Below are 18099 nucleotides of genomic sequence, written 5' to 3' on the forward strand. Positions count from 1 at the left end.
TTAGGAAGTCAGGGCTCAATCTACGTCACAGCATTTTCACACTCTGGTTGGGTACGAGCTCACTGTCTTCCCGATGTGACAAGTGCTAGCTAAACACTCATCAAGAAGAGATACAAGGTTGGGTTACCTTACATTACTGCCTTTTATTATGATGGCTATATTGGCGTTCTTTTTACAAATAATTAGCCCTAATAAATACATAGGTATGGGTTTGTTTATTCTGTATTACATTACTCAAATGGTAATGGGTGCTTACGGGTTTGAGCATCATATGTATCATTTTTCTCAAAGCAGTAGCGTACCGTATTCTGATATAAATGGTTATGGACATTTTTTACAAGGCGCGCATTGGTATACCCTATATTGGGGGGCATTGAGTGTGTTTTTAGCTATTGTAGGGTTTGCTTTATGGCATCGCGGCCCGTCGCAAACATTGCGTACTCGTTTATCTTTAGTACGTTACAACATGTCTTTAAAAGGCCAGATTGCAGCCGTTATAAGTTTATTGGTATTTGTGGGCGCGGGTTATAACATTTATTACAACACCCGTGTGATCAACGAGTTTGTAACAAGTGATGATAACGAAGCGCTACAAGTAAGGTATGAGCAAGAGTTCTCACAATACAAAGACTTGCCACTGCCTATAATAACTGATGTTGATTTAAACATTGATATTTATCCTAAAAAGCGTGCTTTAAATGCCGTGGCTAAAATTAAGTTTACCAATACCGCAAACGAGCCAATAACCCGTGTGTTAATCAACGAGCCTAGCCAATCTAAAAGCTGGGATGTAAAAATGGCGGGCGGAAAAATAGTAGAGCGTTTAACCGATTTTGGCATGGTATGGTTTGAGTTTGAACAACCGCTAATGCCTAATGAAGTACGCGAAGGTGAGCTTTTAGTTTCTCGTGAACACGATGGTTTTGTTGATAGGAGATCTGATACTCAACTCGTGCACAACGGTACATTTGTAAATAATGGAGAATTATTGCCAAATTTTGGTTATCAAAAGTATTTTCAAATTGCCGATAAGTATGAGCGCCGCAAGCACGATTTACCTGAACTTGAGCGCGCACATAAACTAGAAGACAGCCGCTATTATACGCAAAATGAGTTTGGGCCTGCTAATGGCTTTATAAACTATAAGGCAACGGTAAGCACCGATGAGTCACAATTTGCGATTACTCCAGGTTACTTAAAAAGTGAGAGTGTAAAAGACGGGCGCCGTACTTTTGTTTATGAAATGGATGCTCCAATTATAAACTTTTACTCTGTGCTTTCGGCAGAGCTTGAAAGTAAAAAGGTTGAGCATAACGGTGTAAATATTGAGGTGTACTACCACAAAGATCATGCATGGAATGTTGACCGCATGATTGAGTCAGTTCAAGACTCAATAGATTACTACACACAAGCCTTTGGCCCGTATCAGCATAGACAGCTTCGTATTATTGAATTTCCTAAGTATCGCTCGTTTGCGCAAAGTTTTGCCAATACGGTACCTTACTCAGAAAGTATTGGTTTTATTACAGACCTAAGAGATGAGAGTAAAGTTGACCTACCTTACTATGTAACCGCACATGAAGTTGCGCACCAATGGTGGGGGCATCAAGTATCAGGGGCTAATGTAGAGGGCAGTGCTGTTATTTCTGAAACACTTTCCCAGTACAGTGCGCTTATGGTGCTAAAAAAACGCTTTGGCGCCGAGAAGCTCCGTAAATTCTTAAAGTACGAGTTAGATAAATACTTAATGGGCCGTACTGGCGAAGCCTTTGAAGAAATGCCACTATATAAAACGCAGGCTCAACAATACCTTCATTACAATAAAGGCTCAGTTGCGATGATGGCGATTTATGATCGTTTAGGTGAAGTACGCTTAAATGCAGCACTTAAAGCGTTTTTGAATGAGTTTAAATATCAATCAACGCCATATCCAACCACACTTGATTTACTTAGTTATTTAAAGCGAGATGCAACACAAGCTGAACAACGTTTTATTGATGATCAGTTTAAATATATAACGCTTTATGAGCTTGAAATGAAAGAAGTGTCGGTTACAGATGATGTTGATGGCGAAGGTTTTTATACAGTAACACTGAGCGTTGAAGCAACTAAGCAGCATGCCGATGGACAAGGTGAAGAAACTGAGCAGCCGCTCGATGAGCTAATTGATATTGCATTATTTAGCGACGACCCTGAAAACTTACTCGCTGAAGACTTTGTTATATACTCGCAAAAGCATCAAATAGTATCTGGTACCAATACTATTGAGCTAAAAGTAAAAGAAAAACCATTATTTGCAGGGGTTGATCCTTACATTAAGCTGGTCGATAAAGACAGTAAAAACAACTTAGCTAAGTTTTAAAGTCTATTTATTTACTAAGCACTTAAACTGACTACTTTAAAGGCCGCATTTATGCGGCCTTTATGTGTAATAAACTGTATAAAACTTCATAGCGTTTCTACATATTCCCCACAGCTTTTTACGCTAATATTTTATGTTCTCTTATAAAGTTACCTTACTGATATTTAGTTTATAAGGAAGAGTATGAAGCCATTAATAATAGGGGCGATAGCATTAAGCCTCAGTGCTTGTTCTGCGGTAACCATTCAGCCACAAGCAACAGCAAAAATAACGAGCCAAGCTAATTACGAAGATAGCCGCCCATTTTATTTATGGGGATTAGTGGGTGAGCAGCGGGTAGACGTAAAACAAATATGTTCAAATACACCCGTTATTCAAATGCAGTCACAACAAACGTTTAGTGATGGAGCGCTGAGTTTAATTACGCTTGGAATATACTCGCCCCATACCATTAAAGTGTGGTGCCAAGAGCAAGTACTAGGGGAGACATTATGAGCATCAAGCTATTTGCAGCCGGTTGCACACTGATTATTTTAACGGGGTGTACAAATATTTACTTTGATAACGGTATGCAGAGCAAAGTAAGCAATAAAGCGCTAAAAAGCTCACAGTGGCATCATAATTTTGCACTTGCGTTGTACGAGGGATCAGAGCCGTTAGATTTAACAAAACATTGCCCACAAGGGGAGTGGCAAAGCGTTCATACGTATAAATCGTTTACTAATAGTTTAGCTGAGGTGGTTGTGAATCAAATTGGCCCAGCTTGGTACCCTAAAACTGTCGCAGTACAATGTAATAAGGTACCATTTAAAGCAAAACAGCTATAAAACGAGAAAAGGGCCAAAAGGCCCTTCGTGTCGCAGCAAGTAACACATTCTTTCTTATAAATTAAAGTCTACAGAATAAGCAACGTAAGCTTTAATATCTGAGTCATCCATATCTGTATCAGATAAACCAAAAGTGAACCCATCTTTCGAAATTGATACACCATAATCTAAGATATTATCATCGCCAATAAAGTCACCAGAGTAGTGCCCTAAGTGAAGTGCCATTTCAGTGCCGTTACTGCCAACAGCAAAACCGTAGTCAGCTGTCAGGTAAAGTGAATCACCAAAGTCTGTACCATCACCACTTGCAGCTGATGTTGCAAGTACTGAAGCACCAAATGTAAAGCCTTCAACACTGATGCTACCGTAAATTTCAGAGAAATCTGCGTCAGCTTCAGAAGCGGCATCTGGGTAAGCGTAATAAATATAGCCAACATCGTAGCTAACGCTTTCGTTAATGTCGCCACCAAAGCCTGCATATAAATCAAGCTCATAGGTCATTTCATCTGCCCACGATGCATTTGAAGCCCAAGTACCTGCATAAAAGCCCGATTCATTGGCGTAATCAATACCGCCTGAAATAGCTGCATCTCCCCCAGTTTGCTCTTGACCACGCCATAAGTAGTTTGATGTTGCCGCTGCGTTTGCTGTTACTTCAGCATGTACGGCTGTTGATGTTAAAGATGTTGCGCCCATTAATGCTATAGCACTTATAGCGATGGTTTTTTTTAGTTTTAGCATGTCCATTTCCCGTTATATGATTTTTGCTCGCCAAGGTTTTTATTATGTATTCGGAACCTTTAGGCTGACGGCTTTTTATTGTTTAACTAACGAGATAATTGCACTGTATGTGCCAGCTTCATTGTTTTTTATTAAAAATTATTTTTATACATTAAAAACATGAGCTTGTATTTTATAGATTGAGAAGAGATATGGTATGTAGGAAGATGTTGCGCACACTGCTGGTGCATAAATTAACCTAGCCGCACCATAAAAGTACGGCTAAATTAGAAGTTTTTAGCCAAATATAGTGCGCATAAGGCTAATTGTTTCGTTTACACTACGACCTTTTTGAACTTCACTCACAATTGAATCGCGCTTACTGCGAATGTGCTCAGGAATATCGTCAGCAGCAAGTGCGCGGTCTACCAAAATTTCTGCAGACTCTTTACCTCTACGCTGAGTTTTACCTGTCGTAGTTGTAGTTCGTTTAGGCTTACTTAACAGTTTGATGTAGTTAGAGTTATCTGGTGTTTTTGCATCAGCATAGTGAAAGAAACATGGGATTAGTGCTTTAATAGCAACTAATTGTTCTTCTAACTCATTACTAGGTTTAGCCATTTTGTACCATGACATAGCTTGAATACCTTTTACAATATCTTGCCAGTAACGCTCAAAATCACTATTTTTTAGTTTAGAAACACCAAGGGCACCGCATAATGCATCTAATCGATTGTTTGTGATCGGAGTAAATATATCAGGGCGACGCATTGCAAGCAGTCGTGTTGCAGGCGCAAGTGTTGGTTTTTCATTATTGTCGGTGAATATTTTTGAATAAGCAGCAACAAATTGTTGATATTCGTATTGAGTAATGTCACCTTCAAGTGGAATATTTACTAGTGCATCGTCAAAGGCACCTGGTAAATCGCCAAGCATTTGATGAAAGCTCTTCGCACTTTTTGTTGATGCAAACCATTCAACGTCAAAGTTGTATGTGCTTGGATCAAGTGATGCCATGTGCTTACCGCTAAACGCAAGTAAATCTTCAGGAATCATATCTTTAAGAGATTGTTCACGAATGCTTTTAATGTAGTCTACTAAGCGAAGCTGTTCATCAAGAGCAATAACGTCTTTGTGTTGTTCTACAAATACACTTACTACAGGCCATGGAGCAATACGTAAAGTTTTAACCTGTAAAAAGCTGATAGCTGAAATAAGCTGATCGTGTAGCTTCTTAAGTACTGGTAATTGCTGCGGCTCTAGTAAATCGTAGTTCATACGATCTCTGCTTGCACTTAGCAATTCGTAACACCAAGGTAAAAAATCATCAGGGTGGTTTTCTACTTTCACGGCCATAAGGTTAAGGCTTAATTCTGAAGATTGCTTCAGAATGTTCTGATAGATTTGATTTTCTTGTTCGCCTAGCGTCATTTTTGACGGTGAAATTAGCAGTTTTTTCATGCCTTGTAGAATCTCCGGTTTAGATATATATTTTTTTGCTGGTCTATTTTAGCGCAATTACGCTAATAACAACAGCGCTGTCCTCCATACGTTGTAATTGAAGTAGCTAAATCGGCGTTTTTGCTAATAGAATGAGGCCAACGTTTTAACATGTATCAATCATTTTTATCTAGTACAAAGAGACTTTCAACTGAGGTATTAAAATGCTTTGCTATTTTTAGAGCAATTATTACCGAAGGGGTAAATCGTGCCGTTTCTACTGTACTAATAGTCTTACGTGAAACCGCAATTAGATCAGCCAAGTCTTGTTGAGAAAGGCCTGCTTCTTTGCGGTATTTTGCAATTTTATTTTGCACTTTTGCTCCTAATCTTTGCTTTGCCAAAGAATTGATACGCCGTATATTAAACTCATTACAGCAATGTAAAATGTAGCCATCATGCTGTGAGATACTTCTAAAGCAAGAGTATCGGAGAGTAAGTACACGCCACCCATACTAAAAAGTAAGCCAAGCACGACATGTTTATAGGCAATAGTGTCGATGGTATTTAAATACTCATCTTTATATGTAAGGTGGTATTTCATTCTCCATGTAAACCCGCCTCTGATCACAAACATAAAGAATGAACCTAAAAAAGCAGCAGTTCCTAAAAACAATAGTGGGGCTGATGTTTGATTAAGCATTGGGTAAACACTAATGATTAATAAAGTGACCCCCATGAATAATGAAAACCATGCATTTTGGCCCATAAATTTTTCTTCACTTTTAATATCGTAATTAGACATAGCTCATTTCCTTTTAAAATTTTTACAATATGTAACCTGTAGGTATCAATGTAACCTTAAGGTTTCACCGGGTCAATGTTTATTTGTAACCTAAAGGTATCAAATTGTTTCAGGGGCGATTCAGGATGGGAATGTAATATCTAATAAAAAGCTTTTTTATCAGAACGACAATGATTTTAAGGCTAACACTCGCTATGATAAGAACATTATTTGCACGTTTGAAAGGACGATCATGAAAACCTTACTTAAAATTGTAGGTGTAATACTTTTACTATGTATAGCACTAATTGTTGCCGCACCGTTTCTAATCCCTACTGATACTATTTTTAACAAAGTTTCAGAACAGGTAGAACAAACAACTGGGCGCACTCTTACCATTAAAGGTGATAAAACACTTAGCGTATTCCCTGCATTAAAGTTAGAACTTAACGACGTGCATTTTGCAAATATGGAATCAGGTTCGCGCGCCGATATGGCGAGTATGAAACAGCTTGCTGTACACATACCTTGGTTTTCATTATTTGGTGGTGAGTTTAAATTAGATAAGTTTGTTATAAACGAACCAAATATTCTATTAGAAACCGACAAAAATGGTAAAGCCAATTGGCAGTTGTTTGATGCAGTTGCAGAGCAACCAAAAGAGCAGAGCCAATCAGGTGAAGCGATAAAGCTTCCAGATAACTTTGATATTGAGTTAGGTGAGGTTGCTATTTATGGCGGCACATTTACTTATCTAGATGGTCAAACAGGTGCCAAACAACAAATTAGCGATTTAGAACTCGCTATTTTACTTCCTTCACTTCGTAAAACATTAGAAGTAAAAGGGGGTATTACTTATATGCAAGAGCGTTTTGATCTTGATATAAAATTAGATACTCCTGCTAAAGCAATTGAAGGTGCTACTTTTAATGTTAAACAAACCTTAGATTCTCGTTTAGTTGATTTAACGTTCGAAGGGAGCATAGCTAAGCAAGGCCAAGATATTAAAGGTCAGTTAGCACTAAGCGGTGAGTCCGTTAAAAGTATTGCGAAATGGCAAGGTGTAGAGCTAGACGCTAAAGACAATGCGTTTAACGGATTTAGTGTAAACGGTAAAATGCACCTACTAGGTGAGAAATTTAATCTAGAAGATTTAGTTGCGACGTTAGACGCATTAGAAATAAAAGGTAAGAGCGAGCTTAACCTAGGTAAGCGTTTAGCAGTAAATGCTGATATTGATTTAGGTATGCTTGACTTAAACCCGTATCTACCTGAAGCAGTGGCAAAACAAGAAGAGCCAGAAGAGCAAGAAGATAAACCTGCAGAGCCAATAGTATGGGATGACACTAAAATTGATTTAAGTGCATTAAATTCACTAGATGCAAATGTAGTGATTCGTTCAAGTGGATTAAAAGCAAATGATATTAAATTAGGCGCAAATCAATTTACTGTTGCTTTAAAAAATAGCGTTGCAAAACTAAGCCTAGATAGCTTTTCTGCTTATGAAGGGTCAGGTAAAGGCGTTATCAATGTAAACGCACAGCAAGTACCTTATAAAATATCAACTAACTTTGACTTAGCTGGAATAGATGCACAGCCTTTATTAACGGATGCGGCAGGTTTTGACAAGCTAATGGGTAAGGGGTCTTTAAATTGGAACCTAAACACAACTGGCCAAAGTCAAAAGTCGTTTATTGGTGCGCTTAATGGAAAGCTTGGATTTGAGTTTGCTGATGGAGCTGTAAAAGGTGCAAATATAGCTGAGATGGTTCGTAAAGGTAAGGAACTCATTTCAGGTAACTTTGGTGCTGCATCTGAAGGGCTTGATACCGGATTTGAAGAATCTGAGCAAACAGATTTTTCAGCATTAACTGGAAGTTTTAACTTTACTAATGGCGTTGGCAAAAATACCGACCTATCACTTATCAGCCCACTTATTAGAATATCAGGTGAAGGCGACGTTGATTTACCGCAAACAACGGTCAACTATCGTTTGGTTACAGGTATAGTTGGATCTATCGAAGGTCAGGGAACTACCGATGACAGCACTGGCTTTAAAATACCACTACGTATAAAAGGGCCTTTCCACGATGTAGGTATAAAGCTAGATGTTGGTGATGCGCTCAAAGATGAAGCTAAGCAGAAGGTCGATGAGGCAAAAGAAAAAGCCAAAGGCAAAGCAAAAGATAAAATTAAAGATAAATTAAAAGGTTTATTTGGTTAATTTATTACACTTTAAACAAACAAGGCACATTACAGGTGCCTTGTTTGTTTTGTAACCACCTGTAAAATAGCTACATAGCCGTAATTACTCAGCTTTAATTTCCCATCACTCCAAATTAATTAAAAAATAACCTATCGCTCCCCCCTCAATGCTGGTACAATTGCCCGCCCTTAAGAGACAACTCGTTTGTTTTTGAGTGGGATTTAATCGAAATGTCTTGATTTTAAACAAATTTAAGACACGTTGTAATTACTACACCGGAGGTCATTAACATGATCCAAATGCAAACTCAGCTGGAAGTTGCTGATAACAGCGGCGCTCGCAAAGTGCAGTGTATAAAAGTCCTTGGTGGTTCTCACCGTCGCTACGCAGCGATTGGCGACATCATTAAAGTTTCTGTAAAAGAAGCTATTCCTCGCGGTAAAGTGAAGAAAGGTGATGTTAAAAACGCGGTAGTTGTGCGTACCAGAAAAGGTGTTCGCCGTCCAGATGGTTCTCTGATCCGTTTTGACAGCAACGCTGCTGTTATCTTAAATGATAACTTACAGCCAATTGGTACACGTATTTTCGGCCCTGTGACTCGCGAACTTCGTAATGATAAGTTCATGAAAATCGTTTCACTAGCCCCAGAAGTACTGTAAGGAGCCAATCATGGCAGCAAAAATACGTCGTGATGACGAAGTAATCGTACTAGCAGGTAAAGACAAAGGTAAGCGCGGAAAAGTGCTTTCAGTTGTTACTGAATCTGGTCGAATCTTTGTCGAAGGCATAAACTTGATCAAGAAACACCAAAAGCCGGTTCCACAATTGAACCAAGCTGGCGGCATTGTTGAGAAAGAAGCATCTATGGATGCATCAAACGTTGCGATCTTCAACTCGGAAACGAGTAAAGCTGATCGTGTAGGTTTCAAGATTGAAGATGGTAAGAAATTACGTATCTTTAAATCTACTGGTAAAACTATCTAATAGTTGGAGTAGAATGATGGCGAAACTGCATGAAGTATATAAAGACAAAGTAGTTGCTGAACTTCAAGAGAAGTTTGGTTTCAGCTCTGTCATGCAAGTCCCTCAGATCGAAAAGATCACATTGAATATGGGCGTGGGCGAAGCCCTAGCTGACAAGAAGATTTTAGATAACGCAGTAGCGGATCTAGCAGCAATCTCTGGTCAGAAACCTTTAATCACTAAAGCACGCAAATCTGTTGCTGGCTTTAAAGTGCGTGAAGGCTACCCGATTGGTTGTAAAGTAACCCTACGCGGCGAGCGTATGTGGGACTTTTTTGAGCGTTTGGTATCAATCGCTATCCCACGTATTCGTGACTTCCGTGGCGTAAGTGCAAAGTCTTTTGATGGACGTGGCAACTACAGCATGGGCGTACGTGAACAAATCATCTTCCCAGAAATCGATTACGATAAAGTAGACCGTGTACGCGGTATGGATATTACTATCACTACTTCTGCGAAATCTGATGAGGAAGGCCGTGCGTTGTTAGAAGCGTTTAACTTCCCATTTAAGAAATAAGGGTAGGGTTATGGCAAAGAATTCTATGAAAGCGCGCGAAGCAAAGCGCACAAAACTAGTTGCTCAGTACGCTGAAAAGCGCGCTGCACTAAAAGCTATCATCAGTGATGTTAACACATCTGAAGATGATCGTTGGGACGCGGTACTTAAGCTACAAGCTTTACCACGTGATTCTAGCCCTGCACGTCAACGTAATCGTTGTAACATTACGGGCCGCCCACATGGTTTCCTTCGCAAATTCGGCATGAGCCGTATTAAAGTTCGCGAAGCAGCTATGCGCGGTGAAATTCCTGGCCTTAAAAAGGCTAGCTGGTAATAGAATCATGGGAGTAAGACTATGAGCTTGCAAGATCCTATCGCGGATTTGTTCACACGAATTCGTAACGGTCAATCAGCGAAGAAAGTATCTGTAACGATGCCAACTTCAAAGCTGAAAGTAGCATTAGCTAAAGTACTAAAAGACGAAGGTTATATCGTAGATTTCGCTGTTAACGGCGAAACTAAACCTGAGCTTTCTATCGAGTTGAAGTACTTCGAAGGCAAAGCTGTAATTGAAAATATCCAGCGTGTAAGTCGCCCTGGTTTACGTATCTATAAGAAACGTGACCAATTACCTAAGGTAATGGGTGGTCTTGGTATCGCTATCGTATCAACTTCTAAAGGCCTAATGACAGACCGCGCAGCACGTAGTGCTGGTGTTGGTGGTGAAATCATTGGTTTTGTAGCTTAATCGGAGGGGAACTATGTCTCGCATAGCAAAGGCACCAATTACTGTTCCTGCCGGTGTAGAAGTTACATTAAAAGGCCAGGAAATCACAGTTAAAGGCAAAAACGGTGAACTTACTCGTACAATCAACAACGCTGTTGAAGTACAAGTAAATGACAACGTTATTACTACTTTACCTCGTGATGGCGTAGCTAATGCATGGGCTCAAGCAGGTACTGCTCGCGCTCTAATCAACAACATGGTTGTTGGTACGCATGAAGGTTACGAGAAGAAACTTCAGTTAGTAGGCGTGGGTTACCGTGCTGCAGCGAAGGGTAAAACATTAGATTTAACTCTTGGCTTCTCACACCCAGTTAATTTCGCAGTTCCTGAAGGAATTACGATTGAAACTCCAAGCCAAACAGAAGTTCTAGTTAAGGGCGTAGACAAGCAGTTAGTTGGTCAAACAGCTGCTAACATTCGTGCATACCGTAAACCTGAGCCTTATAAAGGTAAGGGTGTTCGTTATTCAGATGAGAATGTACGCCGTAAAGAGGCTAAGAAGAAGTAAGGTAAGACGATGGATAAAAAAACAGCTCGTCTACGTCGTGCTAAACGCACTCGTAGAAATTATATTGAACAAGGCACAACGCGTCTTGTTATCCACCGCACGCCACGTCACATATACGCTCAAGTTGTAAATGCTGAGGGTAATGTACTGGCTGCTGCTTCTACTGTTGAAAAGGCTATTAGCGAAACAGTTAAAGGCACCGGTAACGTTGAAGCTGCGCAAGCAGTTGGCAAAGCGGTTGCTGAACGTGCGGCTGACAAAGGCATCGAAAAGATTGCTTTTGATCGCAGTGGCTTTAAATATCACGGCCGTGTGAAGGCGCTAGCTGATGCTGCGCGTGAAGCCGGTTTGCAATTCTAGGAGTAGACTATGGCTAACGTAGAAGCAAAGCAACAACAGCCTGATCTAGCTGAAAAGCTAATCGCGGTGAACCGTGTGTCTAAAGTAGTTAAAGGTGGTCGTATCTTTAGCTTTACTGCACTAACTGTAGTTGGTGACGGCGCAGGTAAAGTAGGTTTTGGTTATGGTAAAGCACGTGAAGTTCCAGCTGCTATTCAAAAAGCAATGGAAAAAGCACGTCGCAACATGATCAATGTAGACCTAAATGGCAATACATTACAGCATCCTGTTAAGGGACGTCATGCTGGCTCACTAGTGTTCATGAAACCAGCCTCTGAAGGTACTGGTATCATCGCAGGTGGTGCTATGCGTGCAGTACTAGAAGTGACTGGTGTTCAGAACGTACTTTCTAAATGTTACGGTTCTACTAACCCAATCAACGTAGTACGTGCAACGATTTCGGCTCTTGAGAATATGAATTCTCCACAGTCAATCGCTGCAAAACGTGGCCTTCGCGTAGACGAAATACTGGGGTAACCATGGCAAATCAAACTGTAAAAGTAACACAAGTAAAAAGCTCTATCGGTCGTTTACCGAAACATAAAGCTACATTACGCGGTCTTGGTTTACGTCGTATCAACCACACTGTTGAGTTAGAAGACACAGCATGTGTACGTGGTATGATAAACAAGGTTTCTTACATGGTTAAGGTAGAGGGTTAATTCGATGCATTTGAATACACTTTCACCTGCTGCAGGTTCAAAAACTGCTCCAAAACGTGTTGGTCGTGGTATCGGTTCTGGTCTAGGTAAGACTGGTGGTCGTGGTCACAAAGGTCAAAAATCACGTTCTGGCGGCAAAGTACGCGTTGGTTTTGAAGGCGGTCAAATGCCTATGCAACGTCGTCTACCTAAATTTGGTTTTACTTCTCGCAAATCTTTAGTATCTGCAGAAATAAACCTTTTTGAAATCGCTAAAGTTGAAGGCGATGTGGTAGACCTAAGCGCGTTACAAGCAGCTGGTCTAGTTAAAAAGAACGTTCTTTTCGTTAAAGTTGTTAAATCTGGCGAAGTTTCACGCGCTGTTACCGTTAAAGGCCTTAAAGCCTCTAAAGGTGCTCGCGAAGCTATTGAAGCTGCCGGAGGCAAGGTAGAAGACTAAGGAAGTACTAATGGCTAAACCAGGTCAAGATACAAAAAGTGCACAAGGTGGACTTTCGGAATTGAAGCGCCGATTACTCTTCGTATTGGGTGCTATCATAATTTACCGTCTAGGTTCATTTGTGCCGATCCCTGGGATTGACGCCGCTGTACTTGCCGATTTCTTCGAGCAACAAAAGGGCACCATTGTTGAAATGTTCAACATGTTCAGTGGTGGTGCACTTGAGCGAGCTTCAGTGTTAGCACTGGGTATTATGCCGTATATCTCGGCTTCGATTATTACGCAACTATTAACGCATATGTATCCTCCGTTTATAGAGCTTAAGAAAGAAGGTGAGCAAGGGCGTAAAAAAATTAGCCAGTACACACGCTATGGCACGCTTGTGCTAGCTACTATTCAATCAATCGGTATTGCTACTAGCTTACCGGGCATGATGGAGGGGTTAGTTGTTAACCCTGGTATGGGTTTCTATTTCACCGCTGTGGTGAGTTTAGTTACTGGTACTATGTTCCTTATGTGGTTGGGTGAACAAATAACAGAGCGCGGTATCGGTAACGGTATCTCTGTTCTAATATTTGTTGGTATTGTAGCTAACTTGCCGTCTGCTATTGGTTCGACAGTCGAAATGGCGCGCCAAGGTGATTTGAATGTTTTTGTACTGTTGATGGTTGCGGTAATCGTATTCGCTGTTACTTATCTTGTAGTGTTTTTCGAACGTGGACAACGTCGTATTGTTGTTAACTACGCTAAACGCCAACAAGGTCGTCAAGTATTTGCTGCCCAAAGCACGCATTTACCACTAAAAGTAAATATGGCGGGTGTTATTCCACCAATCTTCGCTAGCAGTATAATTCTGTTCCCTGGTACAATTGCTAGCTGGTTCGGCCAAGGTGAAGGTCCAGTCGCTGATGTATTACAAGCTGTTGCTACTACGTTGACTCCAGGTCAACCGTTGTACTCGCTTGTTTTAGCTGCGGCTATTATCTTCTTCTGCTTTTTCTACACAGCGTTGGTTTTTAACCCACGTGAAACAGCAGATAACCTTAAGAAATCTGGCGCATTTATCCCAGGTATTCGTCCAGGTGAGCAGACATCTAAATACATTGATAAAGTGATGACACGCCTGACATTGGCAGGTGCTTTGTATATAACCTTTATCTGTCTGGTGCCTGAATTCATGACGATGGCGTGGCAAACGCCATTCTACTTCGGCGGTACATCAGTTTTGATTATCGTTGTAGTAATCATGGACTTTATGGCACAAGTACAGACTCACCTGATGTCTCATCAGTATGATTCTGTGCTGAAAAAAGCGAACCTTAAAGGCTACGGTCGATAAGGTCAGTTTACGGAGTTGAGCAATGAAAGTACGTGCTTCCGTTAAGAAAATATGCCGTAACTGTAAAGTTATTAAACGTGCTGGTGTAGTACGCGTAATTTGCAGTGAGCCTAAGCATAAGCAAAGGCAAGGCTAAGTAAACAGTCGTGCAGGCTGAGTTTTCTCGGCCTGTGTTTTTAGTAGTGATTTGGTCTTCGTTTGAGTATCCTTACGGGCTTTTCAAACTTTTGATTACCAAATTCGAATATAGGAGATGTGTTAGTGGCCCGTATTGCTGGCATTAACGTCCCTGATCATAAACATGCAGTTATTGGTTTAACAGCTATTTATGGCATAGGTAAGACTCGCTCTAAGGCTATCTTAGAAGCGACTGGTATCGCCGAAACCACAAAAATCGGTGAACTTTCAGACGAAATTCTTGACGTACTGCGTGATGCAGTTGGCAAGTACACTGTTGAAGGTGATCTTCGTCGTGAAGTTACTTTAAATATCAAGCGCCTAATGGACCTTGGTTGTTATCGTGGCCTACGTCACCGTCGCTCTTTACCACTACGTGGTCAAAGAACTAAGACTAACGCGCGCACCCGTAAGGGTCCTCGTAAGCCTATTAAGCGATAAGGGGATAGTATTATGGCTAAGACACCAATTCGTCGTAAAAAGGTTAAAAAACAAGTTGCTGATGGTATGGCTCATGTTCATGCGTCTTTCAACAACACTATTGTAACGATTACCGACCGTCAAGGTAATGCACTATCATGGGCTACTGCCGGTGGTTCAGGTTTCCGTGGTTCACGTAAATCTACACCATTTGCTGCTCAAGTTGCTGCAGAGCGTGCAGGTACTGCTGCTCAAGAATACGGTTTAAAAAATCTAGAAGTTTTCATTAAAGGTCCAGGTCCAGGTCGTGAATCTGCTGTACGTGCTTTGAATGCTGCTGGTTACCGTATTACCAACATTACTGACGTGACGCCAATACCACATAATGGTTGTCGTCCACCGAAGAAACGTCGCGTTTAACAATAGGTTAGGAGAAATAACATGGCAAGATATTTGGGCCCTAAGCTCAAGCTGAGTCGTCGTGAAGGTACTGACCTGTTCCTTAAGAGCGGCGTAAGAGCTATCGACTCTAAGTGTAAACTTGAGACTGCACCTGGTCAGCACGGCGCTCGTAAAGGTCGCTTATCTGATTACGGTTTACAATTACGTGAAAAGCAAAAAGTACGTCGTATCTACGGTGTATTAGAAAAGCAATTCCGTAACTACTACAAAGAAGCTGCTCGCCTTAAAGGCAACACAGGTGAAAACTTGTTACAGCTTTTAGAGCAACGTTTAGACAATGTTGTATATCGCATGGGTTTTGCTAGCACACGTGCAGAAGCACGTCAGTTAGTAAGCCATAAAGCGATTTTAGTTAATGGTCGTGTTGTGAACATTCCTTCATACGTAATTACTCCAGAAGATACTGTTGTAATCCGTGAGAAGTCTAAGACGCAAGCACGTATCATCGCTGCTCTAGAGTTGGCTGAGCAACGTGAAAAGCCGACTTGGGTTGAAGTTGACGGTAAGAAATTGGAAGGCAGCTTTAAGCGTCTACCTGAGCGTTCAGACCTGTCTGCGGACATTAATGAACAACTAATCGTCGAACTTTACTCTAAGTAAAGTTAAGAGTTAAGAGAGGATAAAATGCAGGGTTCTGTTACAGAATTTCTAAAACCAAGGTTAGTCGACATCGACGCTATCAACCCAACGCGTTCTAAAATAGTTTTAGAACCATTAGAGCGTGGCTTTGGCCATACTCTGGGTAATGCTTTACGCCGTATATTACTTTCATCTATGCCTGGATGTGCAGTAACTGAAGTTGAAATCGACGGTGTATTACATGAGTACAGCGCGAAAGAAGGCGTTCAAGAAGACATCATTGAAATACTATTAAACCTTAAAGGTTTAGCAGTAACGTTAGAAGGCAAAGATGAAGTTTTTCTGACCCTGACTAAATCTGGTGTAGGCCCTGTTACTGCGGCTGATATTCAGCACGATGGCGATGTAACAATTGCTAATCCAGATCACGTTATTTGTAATTTAACTACAAATAACAGCGAGATCAGCATGCGTATTCGTGTTGAACGTGGTCGTGGTTATGTGCCGGCATCTAGTCGTTTATCCTCTGATGACGATGAGCGTCCAATTGGTAGATTGTTGCTTGATGCATCATTTAGCCCAGTTGAACGTATTGCGTACTCGGTTGAATCAGCTCGAGTTGAGCAACGTACAGATTTAGACAAGTTAATCATTGATATGGAAACAAACGGCACTTTAGATCCAGAAGAAGCGATCCGCCGTGCGTCTACTATCTTAGCTGAGCAATTAGATGCATTCGTAGATTTACGTGATGTAACTGAGCCAGAAGAGAAAGAAGAGAAGCCAGAATTCGATCCTATTCTACTTCGTCCAGTTGATGATCTTGAATTAACAGTACGCTCAGCAAATTGTTTGAAAGCCGAGCAAATTCAATATATCGGTGATTTAGTTCAGCGCACTGAAGTTGAGCTTCTTAAAACGCCTAATTTAGGTAAGAAGTCTCTAACTGAAATTAAAGACGTGCTAGCTTCACGTGGACTTTCTCTAGGCATGCGCCTAGAAAATTGGCCACCTGCAAGCTTAGCTGAATAATCTAAATCACTATATTAGTTTAGTTAGAAGGATAGGGTCATGCGCCATCGTAAGAGTGGTCGTCAATTAAACCGTAACAGTAGCCATCGTAAAGCGATGTTTAGCAATATGGCAGGTTCTTTGGTGAAACATGAAATCATCAAAACTACTTTGCCAAAAGCGAAAGAGTTACGTCGTGTAATTGAACCTTTAATCACACTGGCTAAGACTGACAGTGTAGCAAATCGCCGTTTAGCGTTTGCTCGCACGCGTGATAATGAAGTTGTTGGTAAATTATTCAGTGAAATCGGTCCACGTAACGCGGATCGTCCAGGTGGTTACACTCGTATTCTTAAGTGTGGCTTCCGTACTGGTGATAATGCACCAATGGCTTATATTGAACTAGTTGGTCGCCCAGCGACTAGCGAAGCAGTTCAAGAAGACGCACAGTCTGCAGAGTAAGTCTTAAAGAAACCTAAAAGCCGAGCTTATGCTCGGCTTTTTCTTGCCTAAAATTTGTCAAACTATATGAACCAGTAATTATCTTCTATTATGTGCATCGACTCTTAGATTCTTAATCGATAGGTTGTTTTTACAGTTATTTTAATAGCTCTGCCTAGTTACCCTTTACTTACCATCGATCCAAAATAGCCTATCCGGTTTTAGTTAAAGAGCATTTTTACTTTATATAGTGATTTACAGTTATTAATAATAGCACTTCGAATTTAACTGCCATTAAGCAATCCCTAACGAAGTTTTTATTGATTAGAGCTGATCAGAAGATATAAGGGTCGCTCTCTTATCTATATACCGGTACTAAGAACCTCATAGTAAAGCTAACCATTGGGGCCTTAGTAAGCTCACTTCTCAAATAAAAATATAGCCCAATGAATTTAAATCTCAGCTTTTGACTATTTCAAATGATTTTAGTAACACGACTCTTAACTTATTGGTTGGCTTTTTCAGCAATGATGATCCAAATATGTCCCTAGTGATCACTAGTTACCATAACTTTGACTTTAAATAGCTATATAAACCTCTCAATACAGGTGGTTTAGTTGTGTTTTTGAGCGTTTAGCTCAAATACTCAGCGAACAGCACATTATTTCAAGTTTTCTTCAAAAAAGGGTTGATCTGTTTTTGGATCTCCCTATAATGCGACCCCACTGAGACGGGAAACGCCAACGCATAGCGAGGCACGAACAACTCAGGGTGTTAAGTAAAACTTAGAGTGAATCTTTTTAGAAAGTTTAAATTTAAGTGTTGACAAAAAAATAGGAAAGCGTAATGTGCGCAGCCCTAGCGAGATAAAGTTCAACTTTATAATCGCAACGTTCTTTAACAATATAAAGCAATCATCTGTGTGGGCACTCGTACAGATTGAGTTCTAACAGCCAACCTACTTAGGTAGCGAGGCAAACAAATTAGAGTCTCAATTGAAAACTGAGTGACCAA

25 protein-coding genes are annotated in these 18099 nt (G+C 40.6%); 21 read left to right on the forward strand and 4 right to left on the reverse strand.

The window, feature by feature from the left end; genetic code table 11:
- The first annotated feature begins 118 nt into the window (after positions 1–118).
- From H5115_RS18990 to H5115_RS19000, 3 genes are all read left to right on the forward strand, one after another.
- The gene (locus H5115_RS18990) at positions 119–2362 is read left to right on the forward strand and encodes a M1 family metallopeptidase (protein ID WP_259396449.1); all 2244 of its coding nucleotides are present in this window, start codon (positions 119–121) and stop codon (positions 2360–2362) included.
- 183 nt (positions 2363–2545) lie between these two features.
- Positions 2546–2857 (forward strand): Bor family protein, encoded by a 312-nt coding sequence (locus tag H5115_RS18995; RefSeq protein WP_002959514.1) that lies wholly within the window; start codon positions 2546–2548, stop codon positions 2855–2857.
- Positions 2854–3189 carry a Bor/Iss family lipoprotein gene (locus H5115_RS19000; protein WP_182756824.1) on the forward strand — a complete coding sequence of 112 codons (336 nt, stop codon included), beginning with the start codon at positions 2854–2856 and terminating at the stop codon, positions 3187–3189. The genes H5115_RS18995 and H5115_RS19000 overlap by 4 nt, the downstream gene beginning before the upstream one ends.
- 54 nt (positions 3190–3243) lie before the next feature.
- Here the strand turns inward: H5115_RS19000 and H5115_RS19005 are convergent, their stop codons facing one another.
- The 4 genes from H5115_RS19005 to H5115_RS19020 all read right to left on the reverse strand — a co-directional run bounded on the left by H5115_RS19005 (position 3244) and on the right by H5115_RS19020 (position 6154).
- Entirely contained in the window at positions 3244–3930 is a 687-nt protein-coding gene (locus H5115_RS19005; protein WP_024591363.1) for a TorF family putative porin, read from the reverse strand.
- 276 nt (positions 3931–4206) lie between these two features.
- Entirely contained in the window at positions 4207–5370 is a 1164-nt protein-coding gene (locus H5115_RS19010) for a hypothetical protein (protein ID WP_024606326.1), read from the reverse strand.
- Between the two features lie 155 nt (positions 5371–5525).
- Positions 5526–5726 (reverse strand): helix-turn-helix transcriptional regulator, encoded by a 201-nt coding sequence (locus H5115_RS19015; RefSeq protein ID WP_002959505.1) that lies wholly within the window; start codon positions 5724–5726, stop codon positions 5526–5528.
- A gap of 8 nt (positions 5727–5734) precedes the next feature.
- The gene (locus H5115_RS19020; protein ID WP_182756826.1) at positions 5735–6154 is read right to left on the reverse strand and encodes a hypothetical protein; all 420 of its coding nucleotides are present in this window, start codon (positions 6152–6154) and stop codon (positions 5735–5737) included.
- 232 nt (positions 6155–6386) lie between these two features.
- Here H5115_RS19020 and H5115_RS19025 point away from each other — a divergent pair, with 232 nt between their 5' ends.
- From H5115_RS19025 to rplQ, 18 genes are all read left to right on the forward strand, one after another.
- A complete protein-coding gene (locus tag H5115_RS19025) occupies positions 6387–8357 on the forward strand; it encodes an AsmA family protein (protein ID WP_182756828.1) in 1971 nt (656 codons plus the stop codon).
- 272 nt (positions 8358–8629) lie between these two features.
- A complete protein-coding gene (gene rplN / locus H5115_RS19030; RefSeq protein WP_002959498.1) occupies positions 8630–8998 on the forward strand; it encodes a 50S ribosomal protein L14 in 369 nt (122 codons plus the stop codon).
- A gap of 10 nt (positions 8999–9008) precedes the next feature.
- A complete protein-coding gene (rplX, locus tag H5115_RS19035) occupies positions 9009–9323 on the forward strand; it encodes a 50S ribosomal protein L24 (protein WP_002959496.1) in 315 nt (104 codons plus the stop codon).
- A 16-nt stretch (positions 9324–9339) separates the two neighbouring features.
- Positions 9340–9879 (forward strand): 50S ribosomal protein L5, encoded by a 540-nt coding sequence (gene rplE / locus H5115_RS19040; RefSeq protein WP_010554915.1) that lies wholly within the window; start codon positions 9340–9342, stop codon positions 9877–9879.
- A 10-nt stretch (positions 9880–9889) separates the two neighbouring features.
- Positions 9890–10195, forward strand: a complete 306-nt coding sequence (rpsN, locus tag H5115_RS19045) for a 30S ribosomal protein S14 (protein ID WP_006794245.1) — start codon at positions 9890–9892, stop codon at positions 10193–10195.
- Between the two features lie 21 nt (positions 10196–10216).
- Entirely contained in the window at positions 10217–10609 is a 393-nt protein-coding gene (rpsH, locus tag H5115_RS19050; protein WP_002959491.1) for a 30S ribosomal protein S8, read from the forward strand.
- A 13-nt stretch (positions 10610–10622) separates the two neighbouring features.
- A complete protein-coding gene (gene rplF, locus H5115_RS19055) occupies positions 10623–11156 on the forward strand; it encodes a 50S ribosomal protein L6 (protein ID WP_002959488.1) in 534 nt (177 codons plus the stop codon).
- A gap of 9 nt (positions 11157–11165) precedes the next feature.
- Complete coding sequence (gene rplR, locus H5115_RS19060; protein ID WP_002959486.1) at positions 11166–11516, forward strand: 50S ribosomal protein L18; 351 nt, start codon at positions 11166–11168, stop codon at positions 11514–11516.
- A gap of 9 nt (positions 11517–11525) precedes the next feature.
- Positions 11526–12032: a 30S ribosomal protein S5 gene (gene rpsE, locus H5115_RS19065; RefSeq protein WP_002959485.1), complete on the forward strand. Its 507-nt coding sequence runs from the start codon at positions 11526–11528 to the stop codon at positions 12030–12032.
- A gap of 2 nt (positions 12033–12034) precedes the next feature.
- Positions 12035–12217, forward strand: coding sequence for a 50S ribosomal protein L30 (gene rpmD / locus H5115_RS19070; RefSeq protein WP_002959482.1), 183 nt, complete (start codon positions 12035–12037; stop codon positions 12215–12217).
- Between the two features lie 4 nt (positions 12218–12221).
- On the forward strand, positions 12222–12656 hold the full coding sequence (gene rplO, locus H5115_RS19075) for a 50S ribosomal protein L15 (RefSeq protein ID WP_002959480.1): 435 nt from the start codon (positions 12222–12224) through the stop codon (positions 12654–12656).
- A 10-nt stretch (positions 12657–12666) separates the two neighbouring features.
- On the forward strand, positions 12667–13995 hold the full coding sequence (secY, locus tag H5115_RS19080) for a preprotein translocase subunit SecY (protein ID WP_002959478.1): 1329 nt from the start codon (positions 12667–12669) through the stop codon (positions 13993–13995).
- Positions 13996–14017: 22 nt separating this feature from the next.
- A complete protein-coding gene (gene rpmJ, locus H5115_RS19085; RefSeq protein WP_002959476.1) occupies positions 14018–14131 on the forward strand; it encodes a 50S ribosomal protein L36 in 114 nt (37 codons plus the stop codon).
- A 125-nt stretch (positions 14132–14256) separates the two neighbouring features.
- A complete protein-coding gene (rpsM, locus tag H5115_RS19090; RefSeq protein WP_002959473.1) occupies positions 14257–14613 on the forward strand; it encodes a 30S ribosomal protein S13 in 357 nt (118 codons plus the stop codon).
- 12 nt (positions 14614–14625) lie between these two features.
- The gene (gene rpsK, locus H5115_RS19095; protein ID WP_002959471.1) at positions 14626–15012 is read left to right on the forward strand and encodes a 30S ribosomal protein S11; all 387 of its coding nucleotides are present in this window, start codon (positions 14626–14628) and stop codon (positions 15010–15012) included.
- A 21-nt stretch (positions 15013–15033) separates the two neighbouring features.
- Positions 15034–15654, forward strand: a complete 621-nt coding sequence (gene rpsD / locus H5115_RS19100) for a 30S ribosomal protein S4 (RefSeq protein WP_002959461.1) — start codon at positions 15034–15036, stop codon at positions 15652–15654.
- Between the two features lie 24 nt (positions 15655–15678).
- Positions 15679–16665 (forward strand): DNA-directed RNA polymerase subunit alpha, encoded by a 987-nt coding sequence (locus H5115_RS19105; RefSeq protein WP_002959452.1) that lies wholly within the window; start codon positions 15679–15681, stop codon positions 16663–16665.
- A gap of 39 nt (positions 16666–16704) precedes the next feature.
- Positions 16705–17106, forward strand: coding sequence for a 50S ribosomal protein L17 (gene rplQ, locus H5115_RS19110; RefSeq protein WP_002959450.1), 402 nt, complete (start codon positions 16705–16707; stop codon positions 17104–17106).
- The last annotated feature ends 993 nt before the right edge of the window (positions 17107–18099 follow it).

Source organism: Pseudoalteromonas sp. SR44-2 (genome assembly GCF_014163745.1).
Classification (GTDB): Bacteria; Pseudomonadota; Gammaproteobacteria; order Enterobacterales; family Alteromonadaceae; genus Pseudoalteromonas; species Pseudoalteromonas distincta.